Genomic DNA, 25,149 nt, shown 5'->3' on the forward strand with positions numbered 1-25,149 from the left:
CCATGTTCGTGTTCGAGAACGCCCGCCTGGCCCACCAGGGGCCGGCGGTGTTCGAGCGCCTGAGTCTGCGCATCGACGACGGTGAGCAGGTGGCCCTGCTGGGCCCGTCCGGGGCCGGCAAGTCCACCCTGCTGGCGGCCCTGCGTCGCCAGCAACCGGGCCTGTGCGCCTGGTGTCCGCAACAGGGGGCACTGGTGCCCATGCTCAGTGTCTTTCACAACATCTACATGGGCTCACTGGCACGTCATTCACGCTGGACCAACCTGCGTAACCTGATACACCCCAGCCGGGCACAGCGCCATGCGGTAGGCCTGGTGGCGGAGCAGCTGGGCCTGACCGACAAACTGTTCACCAGCATCGATCAACTGTCCGGCGGCCAGGCCCAGCGCACCGCCCTGGGTCGGGCGATCTACTGCCAGCGCCCCGTGTTGCTGGCTGATGAACCGGTCTCCAACGTGGACGAGCACCAGGCACTGGCGCTCACCCGCCAGGTGCTGGATCAACACCCCACGGCGGTCATCGCCATGCACGACCGGGCCCTGGCCCTGCAATGCTGCCAACGCCTTATCGGCATCCGCGAGGGCCGCATCGTGCTGGACGCCCGCGCCGCCGAGCTGACCCTGGGCGACCTGGACGCGCTCTATCAATGACAGGCCGGGCCGTGAACACCACCGCCGCCCGCTGGCGACGGACCACCGGTTTCCTGGCCCTGCTCGGCCTGATCGCCTGGTTATGCGCGGATCTGGATATCGCCCGCGCTTCGCCGGGGGCGGAACTGTTACGGGTCGCCAAGGGCTTTCTGGCACCGGACTTTTTTGCCACCGAACAGCTGGGCCAGGCACTGGCCAATACCCTGGCCTTTGCCCTGCAGGGCACCGCGCTGGGGGCCGTGGGAGGCTTTGTGCTGGCCATGCTCTGGCAACACCGTGCCATACGCGGCTTTGCCGCCGCCATCCGGGCGGTGCACGAGCTGTTCTGGGGCCTGCTACTCTTGCAGCTGGCGGGTCTTAGCACCGTCACCGGCGTGCTGGCCATTGCCATTCCCTACACCGGTATCTTTGCCAAGGTCTTCGGCGAATTTCTCGAAGAAGCGGACCCGCAACCGGAACGGGCACTGCCCGCCGGCAGTGACAGCCTGAGCCGCTTTTTCTTTGCCCGATTGCCGCTGATCTGGGCCAGCTGCAAGGCCTACGCCAGCTACCGGCTGGAATGCGCCCTGCGTGCCTCGGCCATCCTTGGCTTCATCGGCCTGCCGACCATTGGCTTCCACCTGGAAAGCGCCTTCAACGAGGGCTATTACGACCAGGGCGCCGCCCTGCTGTACGTGTTTTTCATCCTCATTTTCACCCTGCGCGGGTGGCTGCGCCCGGTAGTGTTACCGCTTTATCTGCTGGCGGCCGTACTCTGGGCACCGCCGGTCTACTCCGGCAACTGGCAGACCCTGGTGCGTTTTGTCAGCCATGATCTGGTGCCCGCGCCGCTGCGCGAAGGCCACGGACTGGCCGGGCTGTGGGACTGGTTCGGCATGCTTGCCCAACAGCAACTCTGGCCGGGCATCTGGCAGACACTGGTACTGGGCATGGCCGCCCTGCTACTCACCGGTGTGCTGGCCCTGCTACTGTTTCCACTGCACTCACCGCTGTTCGGCAACCGGGCCAGTCGACTGGCCGGCCACGGCTTGCTGGTGGTGCTGCGCACCACACCGGAGTTTTTCCTGGCGTTCTTTTTCCTGATCGTGCTGGGGCCGTCCATGCTGCCGGGCATTCTGGCGCTCAGTCTGCATACCGGCGCCATCGTCGCCCACCTCACCGGGCGCTTCAGCGAACAGCTGACCCTGCGCGACGACGCCCCCACCGGGCTCGACCGTTACAGCTATGAGGTGCTGCCACGCATCAGCCCCAACCTGCTGGCCTTTCTGCTCTATCGCTGGGAAATCATCATGCGCGAAACTGCCGTGCTGGGGATTCTGGGCATTCATACGCTGGGCTTTTATATTGATTCCAGCGTGGCGGAATTCCGCTTTGATCGCACCCTGGTATTGATCATCGCCACGGTAGCGTTGAATCTGGCGGTGGATGCCCTGTCGCGGCATCTGCGCCAGCGCCTGCGCGGTGACGGGGCAGTCCCGTTGCCGGCGGGCAGCGGCGGTTAGCGAAATTCACTGGCAAACAGGCACAGCGAATCATGAAACTCTATCAGGTCGATGCCTTTACCGACCGCCTGTTCGGCGGCAACCCGGCCGCCGTGGTCCCTCTGGATCACTGGCTCGATGACCGTCTGCTGCAACAGATCGCCGGGGAGAACAACCTGTCGGAAACCGCCTTTCTGGTGCCCGACGAACAGGGCTTCGCGCTGCGCTGGTTCACCCCCACAGTGGAAGTGGATCTGTGTGGCCATGCCACCCTGGCCGCCGCCTGGGTGGTCTTTCATGAACTGGGTTTTGCCGGCGAGCGCATCCGTTTCCAGACCGCCTCCGGCGCGCTATACGTTCAACGCTCCGCCCGTGGGCTGGCCATGGACTTCCCCGCCCGTCCCGGCCACCCGGAAAATGACGTGGATCGCTACGAACAGGCGCTGGGTATTGCCATACGCGAAGTGCGCCAGGCCCGCGACACCCTGGTGGTAGTGGACGATGAAGACGTGGTGCGAGACTTCCAGCCCGACTTCGACGCCATCGCGGCACTGGACACCTTCGCGGTGATGTTGTCCGCGCCGGGCAGTGACTGCGACTTTGTCAGCCGCTTCTTTGCCCCCGCCAAGGGCGTGCCGGAAGACCCGGTCACCGGTTCCGCCCACTGCACCCTGGTGCCCTACTGGGCCGAACGACTGGACAAGACCCGTCTGCACGCCCGCCAGGTATCGGCCCGCGGCGGGGAGCTGTTCTGCGCCCTGGAAGGCGACCGTGTGCAGCTGGAAGGTCAGGCACGCTGTTATCTGCGCGGTGACCTGCTGCTGTGAAGAATCCCGACAACGGTGCCGAGCGCGACCTGCTGCTGGTCGGTGGCGGCCACAGCCACGCCCTGATCCTGCGCATGCTGGCCATGAAGCCGATTGCCGGTGTGCGCCTGACACTGATCTCACCGGACAGCCTGACCGCCTACTCAGGCATGCTGCCGGGCCTGGTGGCCGGGCACTACTCCCTGGAAGACACCCACATCGACCTGCGCCGCCTGTGCCAGACCTGTGGGTGCCGCTTTGTCCGCGCCAGCGTTACTGCCCTGGACCCGACCCGCCACCGGGTGACCCTCGATGACGGCACCACGCTGGACTATGACTGGATGAGCCTGGACGTGGGCGCCATCCCGGATGCCCCGCACGGTGGGCCGTCATCACTGATTCCGGTGAAACCCGTAGCCAGTTTTTATCAACGCTGGCAACAGCTGCTGAAAGACATGAGCGCGCGCCCCGGCCCCTCCCGCCTGGCGGTGGTCGGTGGCGGCGCCGGCGGCACCGAAATGGTGTTGGCCATGGCCACCGCCCTGGCCCACCGCCAGCAGGAGGCACAACTGAGTCTCTACACCGGCGCCGGGCTACTGCCCGGCTACCCGGCACGGGCCCGCCGGCACATGGCCGCCCACCTGCAACGCCACCGGGTCAGCCTGCATGAGGGGGTGCGCGTCACCACCGACGAGCAAGGGCAGCTACGGGCGGACGGTCAGCCAGTGCCAACGGATTTCGTGCTCTGGTGCACCGGCGTTCGGGGTCTGCCCTGGCTGGCAGCCAGTGGCCTGCCCTGCGATGAGCGAGGCTTTCTGCGAGTCCATGACACCCTGCAGAGCGTCGGCGATGAGCATATCTTTGCCGCCGGTGACTGCGCGGCCTTTCCTGCACCACTGCCCAAGGCCGGCGTCTTCGCGGTACGCCAGGCCGCCACTCTGGCCGCCAATCTGCGCGCGGCGATTGGCGGCCGGCCACTGCGCCGCTACCGCCCCCAGCGGCGCTTCCTGTCATTGCTGTCTGCCGGCGACAAGGTGGCCGTGGCCAGTCGGGGCACCGCGCTGGTGGCCAACGGCGGCTGGGTGTGGCGCTGGAAAGATCGCATCGACCGGGCCTTCATGGATAAATTCCACCGACAGCTGCCCCGCATGGCCATGCCGGCACCCTCTGCGACGGCAGCACCGGCCACCATGCATTGCGCCGGCTGCGGCGCCAAGGTCGGCAGTGAGGCCCTGAGCGAGGCCCTGGCGGACCTGCAACCGCAAATCAACGAAGGCATCGAAGCCGGCGTGGCGCAGGCAGAGGACGCCGCGGTGATACGCTGGCCCGCCGGGCAGACACTGGTGCAGAGCCTGGATTACTTTCCCGCCTTCATCGACGAGCCCCACCTGTTCGGCCGACTGGCGGTACTGCACAGCCTCAGTGATCTCTATGCCATGAATGCCAGCCCGCACTCCGCCCTGGCCAATGTCTGCCTGCCCTGGCTGCACCCACGCCTGCAACGGCGAGACCTGCAACGCCTGATGGCCGGCGCCGTGTTCGAGCTGAACCGGGCCGGCTGCACCCTGGTGGGCGGACATACCATTGAAGGCCCGCAGCTGGCCGCCGGTTTCACCGTCAATGGCCGCGCCGCTGACGGCACGCTCTGGCAAAAAACCGGTGCCCGCCCCGGTGATGTACTGATCCTTACCAAGCCACTGGGCACCGGTATTCAGCTGGCCAGCCTGATGCATGGCCTGGCTCGCGGCCCCTGGTTGGATGCCACCCTCGACAGCATGCTGCAAAGCAACGCCCTGGCCCGCGATGCCCTGATCCCTTTCCAGCCTTCCGCCTGCACCGATGTGACCGGCTTCGGCCTGTTTGGACACTTGCACGAAATCTGTCAGCAGAGCGGTGTCATTGCCGAGCTGAACCTGCAGGACCTGCCCTTGCTGCCGGGCACCGAGGCCCTGCTGGCAAAGGGAGTGCGTAGCACCTTGCATCCGGCCAATGCCGCGCTGCTGACCCACTACGATTACCCGGGCACCGACGACACGCCGACACTGTTGGCCGGCTGTGATCCGCAAACCTGTGGCGGGCTGCTTGCCGCCCTGGCTGCGGAACAGGCGGATCAGGCACTGCAAGTGCTTGCACAAAAAGGGGTTTTTGCCAAGAAAGTGGGTAAAGTTGTTGTAAAAAACAGGCCGGATTCACCGATTCTTCTGCGTTAAGCGCTTAAGGTAATTGCGATTCCTTCCATCGCCCTTTTATCGATAAGGAGACCCAACCATGAAAAAGTCGCTCACGGCACTGCTGACCACCGCCGCCCTGATGCTTTCCCAGCTGATAATGGTGCCGGCCGCCCAGGCCGCCATGATCCAGAATGACACGGTACTGGCCCAGCAACAGCGGGCGGACATGGAAGCCAGAGTCATGCGCCTGATGGATCAGAAAGCCGCCGCCAGCGTGCTCAGCGACTATGGTGTCAGCAAGGATCAGGTGCAATCGCGTCTGAGCCACCTGTCCGACCAGGAACTTCAGCAGCTGGCAGACAAGGCCGATGACCTGCCCGCCGGCCAGGGCGTGGTAGGTGTGATCCTCGCCGTGATTCTGATTCTGGTACTGCTGGATCTGCTCGGTGCCACCAACGTCTTCCCGGCCATTCATTCACTGGGCAGTCAGTGATCACAACCTTGCACGGGCCCGCCAACCGGTGGGCCCGCCTGCTGGCCACGCTGGGCGGCATCCTGCTGCTCAGCGCCTGCCAGAGTTTCCCGCCCCCGGATCGCGCCAACGCCCGTCCCGAACAGCAACTCAAGGTACCCTTTGTGGCCCAGGAGAAATATCAGTGCGGGCCCGCGGCCCTGGCCATGATGCTGCAGTGGGCCGACAGGCCGGTGACCGCGGAGCAGCTGGTGCCAGAGGTGTGGCTGCCCGAGCGCAAGGGCAGCCTGGGCATCGAGTTGGAAGCCGCCGCCCGCGCCCGTGGCCTGATGGCCTACCCGGTGGATACGCCGGATGCCCTGTTTCGCGAGCTGCAACAGGGCCGGCCGGTGCTGATTCTGCAGAATCTGGCCCTGCGCAGCCTGCCCCAGTGGCACTTTGCCGTGGTCACCGGTTATCGCCAGGGCGGCGAACGGGTGGTGCTGCATAGTGGCACTCACCGCAACACCGTCAGCCACTGGAACCGGTTTATCCGCACCTGGGCCCGGGCGGACCTGTGGGGGTTCACCCTGGTGGCCCCCGGCCAGCTGCCCGCCAGCGCCACGGCGGATGGGCTGTTCCAGGCCATTACTCCGCTCCCCAACAGTGCCGATTTCTGGCCTGCCGCCGTGCGGGCCTTCCCTGACAGTGGCCAGCTGTGGTTCGGTCAGGGCAATGCCCTGTGGGCCGCGGGCCATTACGCCCGCGCCACCACCGCCTTTGAAAAGGCCACCGAAAAGGCCCCGGATCTGGCCGCCGCCTGGAACAACCTGGCCTACGCCTACAATCAGGCGGGTCAGCTGCAAGCGGCCCGGGACAGCATCTGCCAGGCTCGGCGGTTGGCACCGGATGACGCGGCCATTGCCGACAGCATGGCCGAGATTCTCGGTCAGTCCGACCCGGCGTCGGCCTGCGCCTCGTCGCCCGCCGGCTGATCCGGTGCCAGTTCCGGATGCTGCTCGATCAGTTGATCACGCTGTTCACGCAGCCGGGCCAGTTTGTGCTCGCCTTCCGCCAGCTGTTGCGGGTCAATGCCCTCTCGTTTGCCACGGGCGATCAACCCCTCCAGCACCCGGATCTTCTCGCCGGCGGCCTCCACAAAGAAGGCATAAACCTGCTGTTTCTGACGCAACTCGTACTGCTGATAGAGCTCGGGGTCAGCCAGTTCCGCCTCGGTGGGCGGCTCGCGCAGGTGGCTCTGGCGCACGATCGGCGGCGTACGCGGATCACCATGGGCCATGCCCTCGCGCAGGGCCGCCACCGCCGCCGGGGAAGGTACTGGCGTAGCCGGCGCTGATGGCTCGGCCTCAGTAGCCGGGCGCTGGCGTTCACCAATCACCGAGCCGGAAGACGCGCTGTCAGGCGCCGCTGCAGTGGCGGTTTGCGCCGGCGGTGCGACCGGTTGCGCCGCATCTTCGGAGACCGGTCCGCTGACTGGCAACCCCAGGATCACCGTCAGCCCCGCCACCAGCACCACACAGGCCAGCAATAACAGCACTCGCATCAGAGCACCTCATGATGAATGCGCACCCGGGCCTGGTCGGTGGTATCGGCCAGCAGGGTGCGGAATTGATCCAGCAGTTTTTCATGGGCCACGGCTCGACCGGCCCGATAACGGACCGCTTCACTGTCCACCGGCTGGTAGGCGGTATCACGCTGGTCCACCAGCAGGATCTCCCAATATACCGGGCCCTGACCATCCGGGCTGCGGAACGGTCGTGAGACCTGATTGGCCGGCTGCACAAAGGCCAGTGCCAGGGTCCAGTGCCCCAGGCGACTGTCACGGTCAATCCAGCCCAGCTCGCCGCCCTGCCGGCGGTCGTCGGCCACCGAGTAGCGCTGCAGGGCCTCATCAAAGCTCAGGCCCTGCTGGATGTCGGCGTAAACCCGGTCTGCCTGTTGTTGGCTGTCCAGGCGAATATGGCGGGCATGGACCCGCTGCACGTGGATGAACTCGTCCTTGTGGGCCTGATAGTAGGCCGCGATCTCCGGGGCGGTGACCTGGCTCACCATGTTACGCAGCGCGGGATTGTCGTCATGCATGTCGTGGTGCAGGCCCATCTGTTCCAGCAGCGCTTCACGGGCCATGGCATCGGCCACACAGCGGTCCACCGCCTGGCGGCTGGGCGCATCCAGCCCCGATTCATGCTCGAACCAGTACAACACATAGGCGGTGGCCAGATACTGGCGTACGGCTTCGCGGATGAAGCCCAGGTTGAGGTTCTGCATCTGCACCTTGAGTTGCACATTCTGGCGGCGATAGAGATCCCACAGGGTCAGGGTCTGCTCCGGCTGATCCGGGGCAAAACGGTAGCGGGCCAGCACATAGTCACGGGCCCGGTCCTGCTGCTCGGGGGTCAGTTCCGCGTATATCTGTTGCTGCAGGCTCAACATCGGCGCCAGGGCGTTTTCATCCAGGGCCAGCGGAGCGCTCAGGTAGCCGGTCACATCGGTCACCCCACTGCGCTCTACGGCAGCCTTGATCTGTCGCGAGAAGGCGGTACGCACCAGCTTGAAACGCTGCTGCTCGAAACGGGTCTGGCGGTCATAACCTACCCGCGGCGTCTGCTCCGACGGGCTGTCCGCTGCCGCCGTCTGCACCGACGCCAGCAGCCGGTTTTCCACCAGCCCCTTGAGCACGCTTTCCCGGGTGGCCTCGGGGTGGCGGACCTGGCTGGCCGCCACAAACACGTCCAGCGCCGCCAGCGGGATATCCTCACCATTGACCCGTGCGGCCACGTCACCGGGCAGCGGCCATTCATGCCAGACCACCACGGCCGCGGCCGCCAGCAGCAACACCATCAACAGGGGCAAGATTCTTTTCATGTGTCCTCCTGCGGGCCGGCGCCCTGTGCAGCACCGGCCCCTGTAAGCGGGTTATCAGGGATTGACCTGCAAGGCCGCGTGATCCAGCAGCAGAACCACCATGGCAATGGCATGGGGCACCACGACCCGTGCCACCTGTACCCGGTCGGCCTGGTCGGTGCTGGACAGCACGATGCCGCCATTGGCGTAGGCGATATCACCGCCCTGGGTCAACAGCGGGCGAATATCCGTGGCGGACGCCGCCAGCGGTGTGTAATCGGCCAGTGCCTGGGTGACCAGGGTGTCATCGTTAAGATTCTCGCTGTCGTAGTAATCGGCCACCCAGGACTCCCAGCCACTGTGATTCAGGGCGGAAGTGGTCCACACGTGGTGCGGCTGCAGCAGATCGGTGGTGTGCATCACATAGCCCAGTGTCTGGGCGGTGGGATTGGCCAGGAACTGCTGGTACCAGTACTCGCCCAGGTTATCGACGGGCTGGAAAGGCATTTCCTCGAAATCATCGTACATGGATTTACTGGACGTGCTGCCCTGGCGATAGTTGGCTTCGGTGATGCTGTAGGTGTTGTACTCGCTGTCATCGGCACAGCTCCAGAAACACCAACCGGTCATGCCACCGTTGCCATCGTCCATGTAGTCGCCCACCAGCCAGGTGGCGGCCAGGTTGTCGATGTCGCCCCATACGGTCAGCAGGTCATAGTTGTAACCGCCCAGGTCGTTACCGTGCACGTCCGGCCCGCGGGTGTGGTTCTGGAAGTGCCAGTAGGAGGTGTAGTTGACCAGCGAGGCGCCGGCGTTGAACACCGGTGCATAGACACAGTCGCCGGTCACGGCGCCACACAGGAAGGTATCCTGGAAGTCATCCACGTCATAGGCGCCCTGCCCCAGCACCTCGGAGAACTGGGCCATGGTATAGCCGGCGGCATTGACCCAGGCCTTGAGACGGTTGTATTCGGTGGTATCCGGGTGGTCCTGCATGTATTGCACCGCATCCATGGCGATACGCTTGTGGGTGACCTGCTGGAAGGCATAGGCCGGTGCAGAAATGATGGTGGCCGCAAGCAGGCCCAGTGCGAACAACGCTTTCATGATGATCCCCTCTTGTCGTTATGAAATGAATTGTTGTTATTGCGCAAACAATAACCAATCCGCCGATGCAGCCCTAGGACCTGGCCGGACAGAAAATGGACATTTTCTGACAGCGCCGTCGGGGCGTTTACAATGGCGGCTTCCAGAGTGACGGCGGGGAATGACAGAACGTGGACATCGTATTTGTGCTGGTGGAGCCGGCCCGGGCCGAGAACGTGGGCGCCGCCGCCCGCGCCATCAAGACCATGGGGTTTGATAGCCTGCGGCTGGTCAACGCCGGTGACCTGGACGCCGCCCACTGGGTGGCCCACCAGAGCAGTGAGCTGGTCAGCGGCGCGCAGCATTTTACTGACCTGGCCCAGGCCCTGACTGATGTGGATCTGAGCATTGCCTGCACTGCCCGCCGGCGCCTGCAAAAGGACCGCTACGTGGATGCGGACCAGTGCGCGGCCCTGCTGGCCGACAAGCACGCCGAGGTGGAGCGGGCTGCCATCGTCTTCGGTCGCGAATCCAGTGGCCTGACCGGTGACGAAGTCGCCCTGTGCGACCTGGCCAGCCGCATCCCGCTGGCCCACCCGCAACCGTCGCTGAACCTGGCCCAGGCGGTCATGGTCTACGCCTGGGAACTACGCAAGACCCTGCCCGCCAGCACCGCCAGCGGCCAGGTCAGCGGCGAGACCTATGCGCGGGCGCGTCAGGCTCTGGATGAAGGCCTGGCGATACTCAATATCGATGCTCAGGATAATCTGGCGCAATGGGTCAGCGAGTTGCTGCCGCTGGCCAATCAGCGGGAACTGGGGCTGGTGCGTCAGTTACTGCGCCGTTTGCAACAGCTTGATAAGCTCCACTCGAATCAATGAAGGAACACAAGGTTATGGATCAACGCCGCGGTTGGGTTTTCATTCTGCTGTTGCTGGCTTTGCCCCTGTCCGGTTGGGCGCAGACCTTCGGGCTGCCGGGCATCAGCGATCTGGAAAAGCAGATCAGTGACAACCAGCAAAGCAAGGACGCCACCGGCAACCAGGATGAAAAACAGCAGGAGCTGGAGCAGGCACTCAAATTCCGCCAGGAAATCGACGATAACAACAAGCAGATCAAGTCGCTCAAGCAGGATGCCGAGAAAACCCCGGTGAATCTCGCCCGCCTCAATCGCGACCTGGAAGACACCGATCAGCAACTGGATGTGGACTGGCAACAACGTTATCAGGATCTGTCCCTGCAAAAACTGGTTGAAGAACTGATCGATCAGCTGGATGCACTGGAACAAAACCAGAGCAAACTGGCGGATGTGAACAGCCAGCTGACCCACGAGCAGACGTTGCCGGAACACGCCCAGACCGATATCAGCCATGCCCTCAATCGTATGGCGGATATTCGCAGCGAATTGAACGTGAGCGGCGCGGATGACGCCATCGGCCAGGAAAAGCAGCAACGCCTGAACACGGAACTGAACGCCCTGCAGACGCGCATCGATCTGCGCAACCAGGAGCTTGCGGTGTCCGGCAAGAAGCAGGACGTGGCGCGGCTGCAGAAACGCTACCTGGAAGATCAGGAAAAGCTGATCGAGAAACGCCTCAACGCGCTGGAGCCACTGATCAACCAGCGCCGGGCCAACCAGCTGGCGGCCCAGGAAAAACAGTCCGGTCAGACCCTGCCCGCCTCGCTCAGCGACAACCCCCGCATCCAGGAAGAGCTGGCGGTCAACCAGAAGCTGCGCGAATCTCTCAGCAAGATCAACAACGATGTCAGCGAGCTGTTGCGCGATGCCATTGATACCAAGACCCAGCTGGACAAGGCCCGCAGTCTGGCAAGCACGGTGAAGGACCAGATCGACATGCTCGACGGCAGCCTGCTGCTGTCACGGGTTCTTTATGAACAACAGAAAAGTCTGCCCCAGGTACCGGTCAGCAACGAGCTGGACAAGGAAATCTCCGACACCCGACTCAAGCAGTTCGACATCAACCAGCAACGCCAGGAACTGGCCGCCCGCGACGTGCCGGACACCGGCAAGGACGGCAAGCCACTGGATAAAGAGCTGATCAAAACCCTGTCACTGCTGCGCGGTGATCGCCTGGAGCTTTACAGCCAGCTGGACCAGGAACTGGGCCGCAAACTGACCATCCTGGTGCGCACCCAGCTCAACCAGAAACAGCTGCGTGACATTGCCGAAAACCTGCACAATACCATTTCCGAACAGACTTTCTGGATGCCCAGCACCCAGCCCATCACGTTCTCCTGGATCGCCCAGCTCCCCGGCCAGATCGTCGATCAGGTGCAGAACATTCCCTGGCAGGATCTGGTGGAAGGGGCCACACGACTGCTGCGAACAAAATGGTACTGGCTACTGGTGGCACTACTGCCGGCCGCGGTGCTGTTGCTGCTGCGTGGCAAGATTCGCCGGCGCATCAAGGTCCTGAACCAGGATGTGGGTTTCTTGCGCCGCGACAGCCAGGGCCACACGCCCGGCTCCATTGCCCTGCTGGCCCTGACCGCCGCTCCAGGCCCGGCGGTACTGGCCATGCTGGGCCTGGGTCTGTGGCTGCAACCCGGCCAGCTGGCCACCGTGTTCGGCGCGGCACTGACCAAGATCGCCCTGCTCTGGATCGTAGTGGAGCTCGCTTACCGCTTGCTCAGTCCGCGGGGGATTGCCCAGCGCCACTTCCGCTGGGACGAGGCCTCCAATCTGATCCTGCGCCGGCGGTTGATGATTACCGGCGTTGCCATCGTGCCCATGGCGTGCATCATCGCCTTCGGCGAACAGTGGCCCGCGCAGCTCAGCAATGATCGCATTGGTCTGCTGGTGATGCTCGCCTGTCTGCTGGTGATCAGCATCACCCTGCCCAGCGCCGCCCGCACCTATACCCGCAGCCATGGCAACAAGGCCATACGCTATCTGGTCAACACCCTGTTCGCGGCGGCCCCTCTGGTGCTGGTGGTACTGATCGGCATCGGTTACTACTACACCGCCGTGCGGCTGACCGGGCGTACCATCGACAGTTTCTATTTGCTGATGCTGTGGATCGTGCTTGATGCCAGTGCCGTGCGCGGTCTGGCAGTGGCGGCCCAGCGGCTAGCCTACCGCCGTGCCGTGGCCCAGCGGCAGGCCGAGAGCAAGGACAACAGCGCCTCGGAAGCGGTGGAAGTGGAAGAGCCACAAATGGACCTACGTCAGGTCAACCAGCAGTCATTGCGGCTGATCCGCCTGGCGCTGGCCGCCGGCATCGGCCTGCTGCTCTATTGGGTATGGGCGGATATCCTGCACGCCTTCTCCTATACCGAGAATATCGTGCTCTGGCAGACCACTGAGGGCAGTGGCGCCACCAGTGGCTATGTGCCCATCAGTCTGGGCGATGTGATCGGCTCGCTGATCGTGGGCATCATCACCTTCCTGCTGGCCAGCAACCTGCCCGGTCTGCTGGAAGTGCTTGTGCTGTCGCGTTTCGAGCTACGCCAGGGCACCAGTTATGCCACCCGCACCCTGCTCTCCTACGTGATCGTCGCCACTGGCCTGATGATTGCGCTGGGCACCCTGGGGTTAAGCTGGGACAAACTGCAATGGCTGGTGGCCGCTCTGGGCGTCGGCCTGGGTTTTGGCCTGCAGGAAATCTTCGCCAACTTCATTTCCGGCATCATCATCCTGTTCGAACGGCCCATCCGCATCGGCGATGTAATCACCATCGGCAATCTGGATGGCACGGTCAGCCGCATTCGCATCCGCGCCACCACCATCATTGATTTCGACCGCAAGGAAATCATTGTGCCCAACAAGGTGTTCGTGACCGAACGGCTGATCAACTGGTCGCTGTCGGATACCGTGACGCGGATCGTGCTCAAGATCGGCTTTGCCTACGGCTCGGATCTGCAGAAGTGTCGCGACATCATGCTCAAGGCGGCCCGCGATCATCGCCTGGTGCTACGCGACCCGGAACCGTTGGTGTTTTTCATGGGCTTTGGCGCCAGCACCCTGGACCACGAACTGCGCGTGCATGTGAACGATATCGGCGACCGGCTGGTGGCCACCGACGAACTGAACCGTCATATCGATACACTGTGCCGGGAACAGGGCGTGGAAATTGCCTTCAGCCAGCTGGATGTGCACATCCGCCACCATAGCGGTGACGAGCTGTGTATCGAGGACAAAAAGCCGAAACCGCCCAAAGACGGTGAAGATCAGAACCACTGACCGGTGGGGCCCGGGCGGTCAGCTTTCCAGCCAGACATCCCGGGCCCATTGCCAGATGGACCCGAAGCCCTCCTCATCAACACCGGTCTCGGCACTCCACAGCAGCACCTGACCATCCTGACTGACGGCATACAGGTCCTGGCCGCTCCAGCACAGGGGGATCAGGTAACGGGGCAGCCCCTGGTCCCAGGCCTCGGCGGCCAGCTCCGGCAGGTAGGTATGGGCATGGGGGTCGGTCACCGTGGCTGGCTCCAGGCTGCCGCAGATCACATCACTGACGGTGAGCAGAAATTCCTTGTAGTCACCGGGCAACGGGATCAGCAACTCTTCCTCGATTTCCACCAGCCGGTCGTCATCCGGCAGCTCCAGAGCCACCAGCGATGGCTGGTGACGTTCACGAAGCATTGCAATTACATCTTCCATAAAACCCTCACGAGGATGAACGCCGGAACGGGAACCAGAACTGTTTCACCACCCCTTCCGGGACCCGGGTACTGGCTCGGGTTCCATAGCGGGCCGCCAGCCGGTCCGGCATGAACAGGGTACCAAAGACTTTGTCATAGAATGGCAGGAAAGCCGCGTAATTCCGGTCCACCGCCTCGTCCTCGGACGAGTGATGCCAGTGATGGAATTCCGGCGTGGCAATCAGCCAGCGCACGCCGGGAAAGCGAAAACGCACATTGGCATGAATGAAAATGGCATGGAAGGACACGAATACCAGGTAGGCATACACCGCCGACGGCGCAAAACCCAAAAAGAAGATCGGCAGGTAACCGGCAAACCGGTTGGCGACGATTTCCACCAGGTGCAGCCGTGACGACGCCAGCCAGTCCATCTGTTCGCTGGAGTGATGCACCGCATGAAATTTCCACAGCCAGGGTACTTCATGGAAGGCACGGTGAATCCAGTAACTGGCGAAATCCACCACCAGCAATATCTCGATGAACTGCAACCATAGGGGTTGCGCGGCAATGGCCTGCTGAAAGCCCACATGAACCTTGTCGTGCAGGAATACCTGGATGGGAATCACGGTGAAGAAACTGATCAACTGCAGCCCCACATGGCTGAACAGGAAATATTTCATGTCCGTGATCCAGCCCTTGCGCAGAGTCTTCTGCGCCGGGTCCTTGGGGTAGGCGCGCTCCATGGGAATGAACACCAATGCCAGCACCAGCAAGGTAAGCACGAAATAGTCGAGCCCGGCATACAGGCTGCGCCCGTCCACCGGCGACACCTCCAGCCGCCCGGAACCGATCAGGGCTGCCATGCAGGCCAGCACCATGCCTGCCAGCCCATAGCGCCGGTCCGCATGGCGAAAGACACTGACAAAGCCGCAGACAAACCCCACGCCAATACCGGCAAACAGCACGCCACGCAGGATGCCGGCGTCATAGAAACCGCGAAATTCCGGTGTCGTGAACAGGCCCGGGTAGAGAAAACAGAAACTGGCCAGTACCGCCAGCAAGCCCAGCCCAATGGACACGGTGGCGGTGATCTTGCCCTGCCCCGGTGTCAGATCCACCTCTTCGAAACGCTCGCGCAGATAGTCCGTCATGGTTGTTACCTCCCCCCTTAATCCTTGCATACCCCCGGCTGAAAGCCAGTACAGCCGCGGTAACAAGCTGCTACACTTGCCGTTCAATTCGGGGCCGGCTCAGCGCCGACCCGAGACCCCGTATTTCCTGTTAACCGGCGTCCATCCGAGGCCCCCGCGCAGTATGCCATTAATTACCCTTCGAGAGATTCAACTCAGTTACGGTGACAAACCCCTGCTGGATCACGTCAACCTGGCCATCGACAGCGGCGAACGCCTGTGTCTGATCGGCCGTAACGGCGCCGGCAAGTCCACCTTGATGAAGGTACTGGCCGGCGAGATCCAGGCCGACGACGGCCAGATCGAAAAGCCCCAGGGGCTGACCGTGGCCCGGCTGGAGCAGGAGGTCCCCGATGATCAGGAACACAGCGTGCATCATATGGTGGCCCAGGGGCTGGGTGAGCATGGCGCGTTGCTCAGCGAACATGCGCAACTGAGTCACCAGCTTGCCGATGGCAATGAGCGCATTCTCGCCCGCTTTGAGCAACTCACCGGCGAGATCGAGGCCCGTGGCGCCTGGCAGCTCTCCCAGCGGGTGGAGACGGTGCTGTCAAAACTGAACCTGGATGGCGACCAGCCCTTTGCCGGGCTGTCCGGCGGCATGAAACGTCGGGTCCTGTTGGCCCGCTCACTGGTACAGGAGCCGGATATCCTGCTGCTGGACGAGCCCACCAACCACCTGGACATGGATTCCATCCAGTGGCTGGAAGAGTTCCTCAAAAGCTTCGGCGCCACCCTGGTATTCATCTCCCATGACCGGGCCTTCATCCGTGCGCTGGCCACCCGCATCATCGAACTCGACCGCGGCAAACTGACCAGCTGGCCGGGCAGCTACGAGAAATACCTCAGTGGCAAACAGGCGGCCCTGGACGCGGAGGAAAAAGCCAACGCCGAGTTCGACAAAAAGCTCAGCCAGGAAGAAAAGTGGATTCGCCAGGGCATCAAGGCCCGGCGTACCCGCAACGAAGGGCGCGTGCGTGCCTTGAAAGCGATGCGCGAGGAATTCGCCCAGCGTCGCAACCGCACCGGCACCGCCAGTCTGACCATTCAGAGCGGCGACAACTCCGGCAAGATCGTGGTGGAAGCCGAGCACATAAGCTATGCGATCGGCGACAAGCGCATTGTGCACGACTTTTCCACCACCCTGATGCGCGGCGACCGGATCGGTATCCTGGGCCCCAACGGCTGCGGCAAATCCACCCTGATTCGGCTGTTGCTGGGCCGGCTGGCACCGGACAGTGGCAACGTCAAACTGGGCACCCAGTTGCAAGTCGCCTATTTTGACCAGCTGCGCGATACCCTGGATGAGGAAAAGAGCGTGATCGACAACGTGGCCGAAGGCTCCGATGTGATCACCCTCAATGGCCAGAACAAGCACGTGATCGGCTACCTGCAGGATTTCCTGTTCGACCCGGGCCGGGTACGCCAACCGGTGAAGTCCCTGTCCGGTGGCGAGCGTAACCGCCTGCTGCTGGCCAAGCTGTTCACCAAACCCTTCAATCTGCTGGTGCTGGACGAACCCACCAACGACCTGGACGCGGAAACCCTGGAACTGCTGGAAGAACAGCTGATGAACTACCAGGGCACCCTGCTTTTGGTCAGCCATGACCGGGAATTCATTGATAACGTGGTCACCTCCACCCTGGTATTCGAGCAGGGTACACTCAACAGCTATGTGGGCGGTTACCAGGACTGGTTGCGCCAACGTCCGGAACCCGTGGCGGAAAAAACCGTCAAAGCGGCCAAGCCGGTGACAGCGGCCGCCAAGGCCGAACCACCGGCCAAACGCAAGAAACTGTCGTACAAGGACCAGCGCGAGCTGGAGCAGCTGCCCGAACGTATCGAGCAGCTGGAAGGCGAGCTGGAAGCAGTACAGCTGAAGCTGGCCGACCCGGCCCTCTACAAGGGCGATGCCAGCGACATTACCGCACTGCAGTCACAGCAACAGGAACTGCAGACCACGCTGGACGCAGCCTACCGCCGCTGGGACGAACTGGACAACTAGCCCCGGTCAGGCCGGGGCGACAAGGAGTGACCGTGCTGAAACGTCTTTCCCTGATTACCCTGGCCCTGCTGATTGCCCTGCCCGGCTGGGCCACCGAACTGGAAGATGAAGAACGCGCCCTGGAGCGCCAGCAGGAAGAGAACGCCCCGGCCAAACCCAAGCCGCCGCACATCAAGGCGCCCAATGAAGAGGTCACCGAGACCGGCAAGGCGCCGCCGGATTCCACCACCAGCGAACCGCGCAAGGCCCTGTTCCTGCTTGGCGAGACGGTGGAACCGGGTACCTTTGCCACCCTGCACTGGACCCCGGACCAATCCTTTGCCTCCATTGCCACGCCGGTGCCGATACTGGTCGCCCACGGTAGTAAACCCGGCCCCCAGCTATGTCTGACCGCGGCGGTTCACGGTGACGAGCTGAACGGCATCGAGATGGTTCGCCGGCTCATGTACGAACTGGAACCGGAAGGGCTGGCCGGCACCGTGGTGGGCGTTCCCATCGTTAACCTGGACGGTTTTCGCAATGGCAGCCGCTATCTGAGTGACCGCCGTGACCTGAACCGTTACTTCCCCGGCAACAAGAACGGCAGCGCCGCCTCACGGGTGGCCTATTCCCTGTTCCACAACATCATCCAGCACTGCGATTACCTGGTGGACCTGCATACCGGGTCCCAGAAACGGGTCAACCTGCCACAGCTGCGCGCGGACCTGGAAAACCCGGATGTGGTGGCCTTTGCCAAACACTTTGGCGGCATCACCGTGCTGCACAGCCCCGGGGTCAGTGGCATGCTGCGCGATGCCGCCGTCAACGATGGCATCATCGCCGTGACCATGGAAGCCGGCGGCCCCAACCGCCTGGAAGAAAAAGCCGTCAGCTACGGCGTGCAGGCCATCGAAACGCTGCTGGAAAACCTGGACATGCGCAAGGCCAGCCATTTCTGGGGCGCACCGCAACCGGTCTTCTACGAATCCAAGTGGGTACGCGCTGCCCAGGGGGGCATCCTGCTCTCCGAAGTCAAACTCAATGACAAGGTGAAAAAGGGGCAGATACTGGGCACCGTCACCGACCCGATCAGCAACACCGGCAGCGCCATCATTGCGCCCTACAATGGCCGGGTACTGGGCCTGGCGGTCAACCAGGTGGTCCATGCCGGCTTTGCCACCTTCCGCATCGGTGAAGAGAAGAGCACGGAAGAGGTGGAAGCCCAGGCCGAGGAAAAAGCCAAGCAGAGCTCCGAAAAAGGCGATGATCCACAGTCACAAACGGAGCCCGACAACGAGGACAAGGAGCGCCCCTCCGAGCCTGCGCCAGAGGATCAGCGCCCGGCCTCGGCCACTCCGGAAAGCGCTGACAAAACGCCCCGTAAACAGGCCAGCGCCAGCACGCCCACATTGACGGAAAAAGAAGAACAGACCAGCGAATAACTGGTTCATCGCGTCATTGCGGGAATTCAGCCTGGAGCAACGTCTGAGGTCGGACGTCAGACGCGACAGGCTGAAACCTCAAAGTCCTGAACCCCAGAACCTTCACCGGCTCGTCCCCTGGGGCGTTTTTTTGCAAACGAATAGGGCTTGTTCGCGTGCAAGCACGCTCCCACAGGCAATACCAGGGTTTGCGGAGGCTGCTTGCAGCGAAGGGGGCGCGCAGGCAAGAAACGCCCCGAAATATCAATTACCGCGCAAGCTATCCAGGCTTGAGATTGGCGTCGGACCTCTGACGTCCGACCTTATACGTTTTCCCGCTAATCCACGAAGAACCCAATAACTGCGGCAACAAGGTTCAATGCCGTTCACTCAAGCTCCCAACCTTCCAGATAAGGTACCCTCTCCCGCTTGCGGGAGAGGGACAGGGAGAGGGTGATTCAACTGTTGAGAGCAGGCCGTCTTTTGAAATGCTAAAAATGCGGCTTATTCAGCCGTTCACAAAAGCTGCTTGAGGGCGTCGTGAACCGGAGTCTCCCCCTTGATCACGTCAAACTCCCGGTTGACGGTATCTACCTGCAGGCTTACCGCCAGCACCCGGGCCACGTCCTCACGGGAAATATCACCGAAGTCGTCCAGTCGTTTGGCCAGTTTGACCTTGTCCAGGGGCGGCTCTTCAGTGAGACGGCCGGGGCGGACGATGGTGTAATCAAGGCCGCTGTCACGCAGATGGTTGTCGGCATTCTGCTTGGCAACAAAATAGTGGCGCATCTTTTCCGGGCCACTATCCGGGTCATCGGCGCGCATGGAGCTGACCATTACAAAGCGTTTGACGCCCTCTTCCCGGGCCTGGTCCACCAGCGAGATGGCGCCGTTCTGGTCCACGTCCACGGTCTTTTCCGGGCCGGTATGCGGGCCGGAGCCGGCGGTGAAGACCACCGCGTCCTGGCCGGCCAGTGCCTGCCGGCAGTCGCCTTCCAGGTCTGCAACGACCACGTCGTGGGCACCCAGCTCGCGCAGGGACTCACCCTGGGCCGCATCACGGACCATGGCGCGCACGGTCATGCCTTCGGCAACCAGGTGGGGAATGAGACGACGACCAATCTTGCCGTTGGCCCCGGCAATCAGAACGTTCATGCTGTCCTCCTGACAGTGACTGTCATCATGGCTGTACAGACAGCATGGGTGGCCGGCGCCTTATTTCAAGGTGAGGCATCCCATTGCTGGGGGACTTTTTGCAATTGATGGATGTCGTAGCCGCGATCGGCCGTGATGTTCACCAGCGCCTGGTACTGTTCATCGCTGAGCTGCGGCTGGCGGGCCATAATCCATACATAGTCACGTTTCTGACGACCGATAATGGTGGTCTGGTAATCCTCACCAACATACAACACACGGAAATCCGCCTTGAACGGCCAGATAAAGCGCATCCCCCAGATCGCCGGGTTCTCGCGACTGACAAAGCCGGTGGGTGTCATGCGTTTGAGCTCGGCATCGAAACTGCCATCACGGAAGGTGAAGGTGGTTGCCACCTTGTAGGGCCCCACCCGCTGATAACTCTCCACCGCATTGTGGGCGCCCTTCTCCGGCGGCGTGGGAATATTGGCGATCACGTACCAGTCGCCCATGAAGCGATCCAGATTGAGATCATCGGCCACGGCAATGGGCCGCGGGTCGGTTGTCTGACAGGCCTGTAACAGCATCACACTCACTATGATTAACCAGCGCATGGGAGGTCCTCCTGAAAAGAAGGTACCGGCCCGCTGAAAAAGAAAGTGTGAAGAATCAGGCCGCCTCCACCGTCACCGGAATGCCATTGAGCTGGGCCATGGCGGTGAGCGATTCCACCCGGTCATTGCCGATCACGTCATTGACACTCTGGCCGGCGGCACTGCGTGCCACTTCCAGCTGCACCCCCTCACGATCATGGCCCCAGCCGTGGGGCACGCTGATCACACCGGGCATGATGTCCTCGCTGATCAGTGCCGGCAGCGTGATGCTGCCGGTGGCCGAACGCACGGTAACCGCCGCGCCCGGCTCGATGCCCAGCCGCGCGGCATCCTCCGGATGCAGCATCACATCACAGCGGCCCTTGCCCTTCACCAGCCGCTGGCTGTTGTGCATCCAGGAATTGTTGCTGCGGATATGCCGGCGGCCAATCATCAGTAACTGGTCCCTGGCCACTGGCTCCGGCAGGGTCAGTGCCGCCAGCGGTTCGCGGTAGAGCGGCGGCACCAGCGGAATGCGGTTGCCCGCCGTGAACAGACGCTCAGGCAACATGGGTGTCAGCGCGCCCAGGTCAATGCCGTGGGGCGCCTCCAGCAGGGTTTTCAGCTTCATGCCCTTTTGCCGGCTGCGCAGCAATCGCCAGGCAACTTTCGGCAGGGTATGCAGGCCGTCGCGCTTGAGCCGGCCAAACACCTTGCCGGCATGGCTGTAAGGCCCCAGGCGCAACCCCAGATCAACCAGGCCCCGGTCGCCCATGCGCGACAGAAAGCCGTCCAGCATCTGAGCCTGCAGGCGCTGACGACGGGTTTTGGCGTTGAGGCGGTTGAGCCTGCTCATCAGGCCCAGCATGATTTCCCAGTCATGCAGGCTGCCCTCGGGCTTGTCGAACAGCGGCTCGGAAAACTTGGCCACGTTGCGTACCGCCACCGCCTGAAAAATGGGGTCGAACTGGGCGTGTTCCAGCTGCCCGGTGGGCGGCAGGATGATATTGGCGTGGCGGGTGGTTTCGTTGATGTAGAGGTCGATGCTGACCATGAAGTCCAGACCACCCAGGGCCTTTTCCAGCCGGTTACCATCCGGACAGGACAACACCGGGTTGCCGGCATGGGTGACAAAGGCCTTCACCTGCCCGGCGCCGGGCGTGAGCATTTCATCGGCCAGGGTGGTGACCGGGAACTCGCCGGCAAACTCCGGATAGCCGTGCACCCGGCTGCGATAGCGGTTGAAGCCACCGGTATCGCCGCTGAGACCGGCGATGGCAACGATATCGAAGGCCGGTCGGGTGAACATGACACCGCCTTCCCGATCCAGGTTGCCGGTAAGAATGTTGAGTACGTAGACCAGCCAGGCACTGAGGCTGCCATGGGCGCTGGTGGTGACACCCACCCGCGAATACACCGCGGCGCGGGAAGCCTTGGCCAGATCCCCGGCCAGCTGGCGGATCGCCCCGGCGGACAGGCCCACGGTGTCGGCCACCCGCTCCGGAGTCCAGGGCGTCACCATCTCTTCCAGCAACGCCATATCATCGACCAGGTCCGCCAGGCGGCCCGGTGCTACCCGTTTTTCCTCGAACAGGACCTGGGTCAGGGCCAGTAGCAGATAGACATCGGTGCCGGGGCGAATGAAGTGATGTTCATCGGCCACTTTGGCGGTTTCCGTGCGGCGGGGGTCCACCACCACCAGCCGGCCCTTGCGCGCCTGCAACGCTTTCAGGCGGCCGCGGATATTGGGCACGGTCATGATCGAACCGTTGGAGGCCATGGGATTACCGCCCAGCACCAGAAAATAATCCGTGCGGTCGATATCCGGGATCGGAAACAGCGCCTGGTGACCGAATAGCTGCAGGGTGGCCAGCTGATGGGGTAACTGATCGGCGGAGGTGGCACTGTAACGCTGGCGGGTGCGCAGGGCCTTGATGAAGGGCGCCAGCATCAACAGGGCACCATGGTTATGGGCGGTGGGGTTGCCAAAATAAACGCCGACACTGTCCTTGCCATGCTGGCGCTGGATGGCATGCAGACGCTCGGCGGTTTCATCCAGGGCCTGCTCCCAGCTGATCGGCTGCCAGCCATCGGCGGTACGTTTGACCGGGTGACGCAGACGGTCCGGGTCGTTATGCAGATCCTGCAAAGCCACGGCCTTGGGGCAGATATGCCCTTCACTGAAGGGGTCGGCCTTGTCGCCGCGAATGGCAATGATCTGGTCGCCCTGGTGTTCGATTTCCAGGCCGCACATGGCCTCACAGAGATTACAGTTCCGGTAGTGCAGCTGTTTCATCCTTGACGTCCACTGGCTGGCAATAGCTTCTTATTTAACAGATTCGGGACCGGGACACTATGACGCACTAATCACCCAGCACCTTGAAACGGCGCACCAATCGAAAGCCCTGGTCGTCCACCAGGGTCAGGGTGTGCCAGCCGGGTGCCGCCTCGATGGCCCACTCGTGGAAATGGCGAGTCTTGCCCAGGTACGTATCGTCCAGATGCCAGAACAGGGTGGCATCACTGCGCTGGTGAACGGCGCGGAACACCGCCCGCCCCCGGCGGCCATCCAGCTGCACCGGGATATACAGTGCCGAACCGGCATGGGGATAGATCAGGTCCATGGGCGCTCGCTCGTTCATGGCCCGGGCGCCGGCCACGCAGTCCGCCCGCCAGGCAGGCAACGGCCGGTAATCCGGATGGCGCCGCTGGTAGAACCAGGCCTGGGCCGGCGGCAGCACGAACCAGTCCCGGTGCTGCATCTGGCTGACCGGCTGGCAGCGACTGTGCACCCGCTGGCCGTTGCCATCCAGATGGACCCGCACATGGTTGGGGGTAACGGTCTCGAAATGGCTGTGCCGCGGCGCCAACCGATCCACGGTGGTGCAACGCCCCCCGGCCAGGTAGCCATCATCGGCACAGACCTGCACGGTTTTCAGGTCACCCAGCGGCGCCTCGGGCCAGCCGCTGCTGCCCAGCAGGCTGAATACATCCAGCATCAGCGGGGCGGCGGTGGTGGCGCCACTCAGGTGCGGGGCCGGCTCACCATTGCCGTTGCCGGCCCAGACGCCCACCGTGTAGCGGCCATTGCTGCCAATCGCCCAGGCATCGCGCAGGCCGTAGCTGGTGCCGGTTTTCCAGGCAATCGGCTGGCTGGAGCTGAACAACCGCCATTGGCGGGAAATGCCCGGCCGGGCCACATCGCGCAGGGCATCCAGGGTCAGCCAGGCGGCGCCGGCACTGACCGGAAAGGCCTTTGTGCCCGGCCGTTGCCCCTGCAACAGACTGACGCCCCGGTCCGGCTGGCCGGCGGCCCGTGCAAACAGGCGGGCGTAAATACCGGTAAGGTCGGCCAGGGTGCCCTCGGCGCCACCGAGAATCAGGGTCAGGCCGTAATCGTCCGCGGGCCGGAACAGGGTGGTCATGCCCATGGTGCGCAGCTGGTGATGGAAGCGCCCGACCCCGTAGCGGCGCAGCATGCGCACGGCGGGAATATTGAGCGATTCACTGAGCGCCTGGTGGGCCGGCACCGCGCCGCGGTACTGGTGATCGTAGTTCTCCGGGCTGTAGCCACCATAGTTGGTGGGCAGGTCCGGCACCAGGGTATCCGGCAGAATCAGACCGTCATCGAGCATCAGGCCGTAGAGCAATGGTTTGAGCACGCTGCCGGTGGAGCGCGGGGCGCTGGCGATATCCACGGCCGCACCGTATTCCACCGGATCCCCATGGGTGTCATTGCCGACCCAGACGCGGGTGGCCAGATCGCGATGGCCGATCACCAGCACCGCCAGGTTATGCACGCCCTCGCGCCCCAGCCGCCGACCGTGGCGGTCGGCCAGCTGCCGAACCCGTTGTTGAAGGTCCGCATCGAGAGTGGTGTGCAGCACATCCCCGGCATGATCGCTGGCCAGCCGGTTGAGCAGTCGCGGGGCCAGCTGAGGCAATGGCCGGGGCGCCGCCGGCAGCGGTTCCAGCAAGGCCAGCTGCAGGTCGCGCTCGTCCAGTTCGCCCTGCTCGTGAAGCTGATGCAACAGACGGTCGCGCTTTTGCTTGAGCCAGCCACGATTGCGCCCCGGGTGAATCAGCGCCGGGGCGTTGGGCAGCACCGCCAGCAACGCGGCCTCGGCCCAGCTCAGGGCCGCCGGTTCCCGACCGAAATAACGCCAGGCCGCCGCCCGCAGCCCGACGATATTGCCACCAAAGGGCGCCCGCCCGGCATACTCGGCGAGCAGGGTCTGTTTGCTGAAATGCCACTCCAGCTGCAGGGCCAGCAGCGCCTCGTAGGTCTTTTCCGACAGGGTGCGCGGCGGGTCGTCGCGCAGCAGGCGCGCCAGCTGCATGGTGAGCGTGGAGCCACCACTGACCACACGGCCGGCCCGCAGGTTACTCCAGGCCGCCCGGGCAATGGCCAGCGGGTCCACCCCCGGATGCCAGTAGAAGCGCCGGTCCTCGAAGCTCAACAGGGCCTTGCGGTACTTGTCCGGTAACTGTCTCAGCGGTGCGAAGCGCCACTGCTGATCGCTGGCAATGCGTGCCGACAGCAGGCGCCCCTGTCGGTCCAGCACCATGGTGGCATAGGGGGTATGCGCCAGCCGCGCCGGCAGCGGCAACCACTGCAGTGCCGCCATGATCAACAGCAGCCCCAGCCCCGACGCGAGCAGTACGCGCCGGGACGGTTTACACCGCTTCATGCTTGCCTCGCTATGGGT

The 25,149-nt window shown here is 63.3% G+C and carries 19 protein-coding genes; 10 read left to right on the forward strand and 9 right to left on the reverse strand.

Features of this window, described 5'->3' with window-relative positions:
* Positions 1-2 precede the first annotated feature (2 nt).
* The 6 genes from A11A3_RS01880 to A11A3_RS01905 are packed head-to-tail and all read left to right on the forward strand — an operon-like array spanning position 3 to position 6,554.
* Complete coding sequence (locus A11A3_RS01880) at positions 3-650, forward strand: ATP-binding cassette domain-containing protein (RefSeq protein WP_008927566.1); 648 nt, start codon at positions 3-5, stop codon at positions 648-650.
* Positions 651-661: 11 nt separating this feature from the next.
* Positions 662-2,152, forward strand: a complete 1,491-nt coding sequence (locus tag A11A3_RS01885) for a PhnE/PtxC family ABC transporter permease (protein WP_237738809.1) — start codon at positions 662-664, stop codon at positions 2,150-2,152.
* Between the two features lie 32 nt (positions 2,153-2,184).
* Positions 2,185-2,958, forward strand: coding sequence for a PhzF family phenazine biosynthesis protein (locus A11A3_RS01890; RefSeq protein WP_008927568.1), 774 nt, complete (start codon positions 2,185-2,187; stop codon positions 2,956-2,958).
* On the forward strand, positions 2,955-5,147 hold the full coding sequence (selD, locus tag A11A3_RS01895; protein ID WP_008927569.1) for a selenide, water dikinase SelD: 2,193 nt from the start codon (positions 2,955-2,957) through the stop codon (positions 5,145-5,147). The genes A11A3_RS01890 and selD overlap by 4 nt, the downstream gene beginning before the upstream one ends.
* 58 nt (positions 5,148-5,205) lie before the next feature.
* Positions 5,206-5,601, forward strand: a complete 396-nt coding sequence (locus A11A3_RS01900) for a PA2779 family protein (RefSeq protein WP_008927570.1) — start codon at positions 5,206-5,208, stop codon at positions 5,599-5,601.
* Complete coding sequence (locus A11A3_RS01905; RefSeq protein WP_237738810.1) at positions 5,598-6,554, forward strand: PA2778 family cysteine peptidase; 957 nt, start codon at positions 5,598-5,600, stop codon at positions 6,552-6,554. The genes A11A3_RS01900 and A11A3_RS01905 overlap by 4 nt, the downstream gene beginning before the upstream one ends.
* Here the strand turns inward: A11A3_RS01905 and A11A3_RS01910 are convergent.
* From A11A3_RS01910 to A11A3_RS01920, 3 genes are read right to left on the reverse strand one after another with little or no spacing between them, the layout of a single operon-like run.
* Entirely contained in the window at positions 6,509-7,123 is a 615-nt protein-coding gene (locus A11A3_RS01910; RefSeq protein WP_008927572.1) for a hypothetical protein, read from the reverse strand. The two genes, A11A3_RS01905 and A11A3_RS01910, sit on opposite strands and share 46 nt — an antisense overlap.
* On the reverse strand, positions 7,123-8,445 hold the full coding sequence (locus tag A11A3_RS01915) for a peptidylprolyl isomerase (protein ID WP_008927573.1): 1,323 nt from the start codon (positions 8,443-8,445) through the stop codon (positions 7,123-7,125). Before A11A3_RS01915 ends, A11A3_RS01910 begins: the two co-directional genes overlap by 1 nt.
* A 54-nt stretch (positions 8,446-8,499) precedes the next feature.
* Positions 8,500-9,531: a phospholipase C/P1 nuclease family protein gene (locus tag A11A3_RS01920; protein WP_008927574.1), complete on the reverse strand. Its 1,032-nt coding sequence runs from the start codon at positions 9,529-9,531 to the stop codon at positions 8,500-8,502.
* Positions 9,532-9,701: 170 nt separating this feature from the next.
* Between A11A3_RS01920 and A11A3_RS01925 the strand changes: the two genes are divergently transcribed.
* Together A11A3_RS01925 and mscK are read left to right on the forward strand one after the other, a co-directional pair.
* Positions 9,702-10,391, forward strand: coding sequence for a tRNA/rRNA methyltransferase (locus A11A3_RS01925; protein ID WP_008927575.1), 690 nt, complete (start codon positions 9,702-9,704; stop codon positions 10,389-10,391).
* A 14-nt stretch (positions 10,392-10,405) separates the two neighbouring features.
* Positions 10,406-13,714 carry a mechanosensitive channel MscK gene (gene mscK / locus A11A3_RS01930; RefSeq protein ID WP_008927576.1) on the forward strand — a complete coding sequence of 1,103 codons (3,309 nt, stop codon included), beginning with the start codon at positions 10,406-10,408 and terminating at the stop codon, positions 13,712-13,714.
* A gap of 18 nt (positions 13,715-13,732) precedes the next feature.
* Here mscK and A11A3_RS01935 read toward each other — a convergent pair whose 3' ends face one another.
* Positions 13,733-14,137, reverse strand: a complete 405-nt coding sequence (locus A11A3_RS01935) for an SMI1/KNR4 family protein (RefSeq protein WP_040296601.1) — start codon at positions 14,135-14,137, stop codon at positions 13,733-13,735.
* A gap of 7 nt (positions 14,138-14,144) precedes the next feature.
* Positions 14,145-15,269: a sterol desaturase family protein gene (locus A11A3_RS01940; protein WP_008927578.1), complete on the reverse strand. Its 1,125-nt coding sequence runs from the start codon at positions 15,267-15,269 to the stop codon at positions 14,145-14,147.
* Between the two features lie 163 nt (positions 15,270-15,432).
* On the opposite strand from A11A3_RS01940, the gene A11A3_RS01945 reads away from it, so the two are divergent.
* Positions 15,433-17,313: an ATP-binding cassette domain-containing protein gene (locus tag A11A3_RS01945; RefSeq protein ID WP_008927579.1), complete on the forward strand. Its 1,881-nt coding sequence runs from the start codon at positions 15,433-15,435 to the stop codon at positions 17,311-17,313.
* A 32-nt stretch (positions 17,314-17,345) separates the two neighbouring features.
* Positions 17,346-18,734 carry a succinylglutamate desuccinylase/aspartoacylase family protein gene (locus A11A3_RS01950; protein WP_008927580.1) on the forward strand — a complete coding sequence of 463 codons (1,389 nt, stop codon included), beginning with the start codon at positions 17,346-17,348 and terminating at the stop codon, positions 18,732-18,734.
* A 495-nt stretch (positions 18,735-19,229) separates the two neighbouring features.
* Here A11A3_RS01950 and A11A3_RS01955 read toward each other — a convergent pair whose 3' ends face one another.
* The 4 genes from A11A3_RS01955 to pbpC form a co-directional block, all read right to left on the reverse strand.
* Positions 19,230-19,868 (reverse strand): SDR family oxidoreductase, encoded by a 639-nt coding sequence (locus A11A3_RS01955; RefSeq protein ID WP_008927581.1) that lies wholly within the window; start codon positions 19,866-19,868, stop codon positions 19,230-19,232.
* A gap of 65 nt (positions 19,869-19,933) precedes the next feature.
* Positions 19,934-20,461: a lipocalin family protein gene (locus A11A3_RS01960; protein ID WP_008927582.1), complete on the reverse strand. Its 528-nt coding sequence runs from the start codon at positions 20,459-20,461 to the stop codon at positions 19,934-19,936.
* 55 nt (positions 20,462-20,516) lie between these two features.
* Positions 20,517-22,736, reverse strand: coding sequence for a molybdopterin-dependent oxidoreductase (locus A11A3_RS01965; RefSeq protein ID WP_008927583.1), 2,220 nt, complete (start codon positions 22,734-22,736; stop codon positions 20,517-20,519).
* A gap of 67 nt (positions 22,737-22,803) precedes the next feature.
* On the reverse strand, positions 22,804-25,131 hold the full coding sequence (gene pbpC, locus A11A3_RS01970) for a penicillin-binding protein 1C (RefSeq protein ID WP_008927584.1): 2,328 nt from the start codon (positions 25,129-25,131) through the stop codon (positions 22,804-22,806).
* Positions 25,132-25,149 lie beyond the last annotated feature (18 nt).

It is taken from the genome of Alcanivorax hongdengensis A-11-3 (assembly GCF_000300995.1).
Taxonomy (GTDB): domain Bacteria; phylum Pseudomonadota; class Gammaproteobacteria; order Pseudomonadales; family Alcanivoracaceae; genus Alcanivorax; species Alcanivorax hongdengensis.

Excerpts from the sequence above, each read along its gene's own strand:
- pbpC (WP_008927584.1), bottom strand. The coding sequence starts at position 25,131 with ATGAAGCGGTGTAAACCGTCCCGGCGCGTACTGCTCGCGTCGGGGCTG.
- A11A3_RS01910 (WP_008927572.1), bottom strand. The coding sequence starts at position 7,123 with ATGCGAGTGCTGTTATTGCTGGCCTGTGTGGTGCTGGTGGCGGGGCTG.
- mscK (WP_008927576.1), top strand. The coding sequence starts at position 10,406 with ATGGATCAACGCCGCGGTTGGGTTTTCATTCTGCTGTTGCTGGCTTTG.
- A11A3_RS01960 (WP_008927582.1), bottom strand. The coding sequence starts at position 20,461 with ATGCGCTGGTTAATCATAGTGAGTGTGATGCTGTTACAGGCCTGTCAG.
- A11A3_RS01900 (WP_008927570.1), top strand. The coding sequence starts at position 5,206 with ATGAAAAAGTCGCTCACGGCACTGCTGACCACCGCCGCCCTGATGCTT.
- A11A3_RS01880 (WP_008927566.1), top strand. The coding sequence starts at position 3 with ATGTTCGTGTTCGAGAACGCCCGCCTGGCCCACCAGGGGCCGGCGGTG.
- A11A3_RS01920 (WP_008927574.1), bottom strand. The coding sequence starts at position 9,531 with ATGAAAGCGTTGTTCGCACTGGGCCTGCTTGCGGCCACCATCATTTCT.
- A11A3_RS01915 (WP_008927573.1), bottom strand. The coding sequence starts at position 8,445 with ATGAAAAGAATCTTGCCCCTGTTGATGGTGTTGCTGCTGGCGGCCGCG.
- A11A3_RS01945 (WP_008927579.1), top strand. The coding sequence starts at position 15,433 with ATGCCATTAATTACCCTTCGAGAGATTCAACTCAGTTACGGTGACAAA.
- A11A3_RS01890 (WP_008927568.1), top strand. The coding sequence starts at position 2,185 with ATGAAACTCTATCAGGTCGATGCCTTTACCGACCGCCTGTTCGGCGGC.
- A11A3_RS01935 (WP_040296601.1), bottom strand. The coding sequence starts at position 14,137 with ATGGAAGATGTAATTGCAATGCTTCGTGAACGTCACCAGCCATCGCTG.
- A11A3_RS01965 (WP_008927583.1), bottom strand. The coding sequence starts at position 22,736 with ATGAAACAGCTGCACTACCGGAACTGTAATCTCTGTGAGGCCATGTGC.
- A11A3_RS01955 (WP_008927581.1), bottom strand. The coding sequence starts at position 19,868 with ATGAACGTTCTGATTGCCGGGGCCAACGGCAAGATTGGTCGTCGTCTC.
- A11A3_RS01940 (WP_008927578.1), bottom strand. The coding sequence starts at position 15,269 with ATGACGGACTATCTGCGCGAGCGTTTCGAAGAGGTGGATCTGACACCG.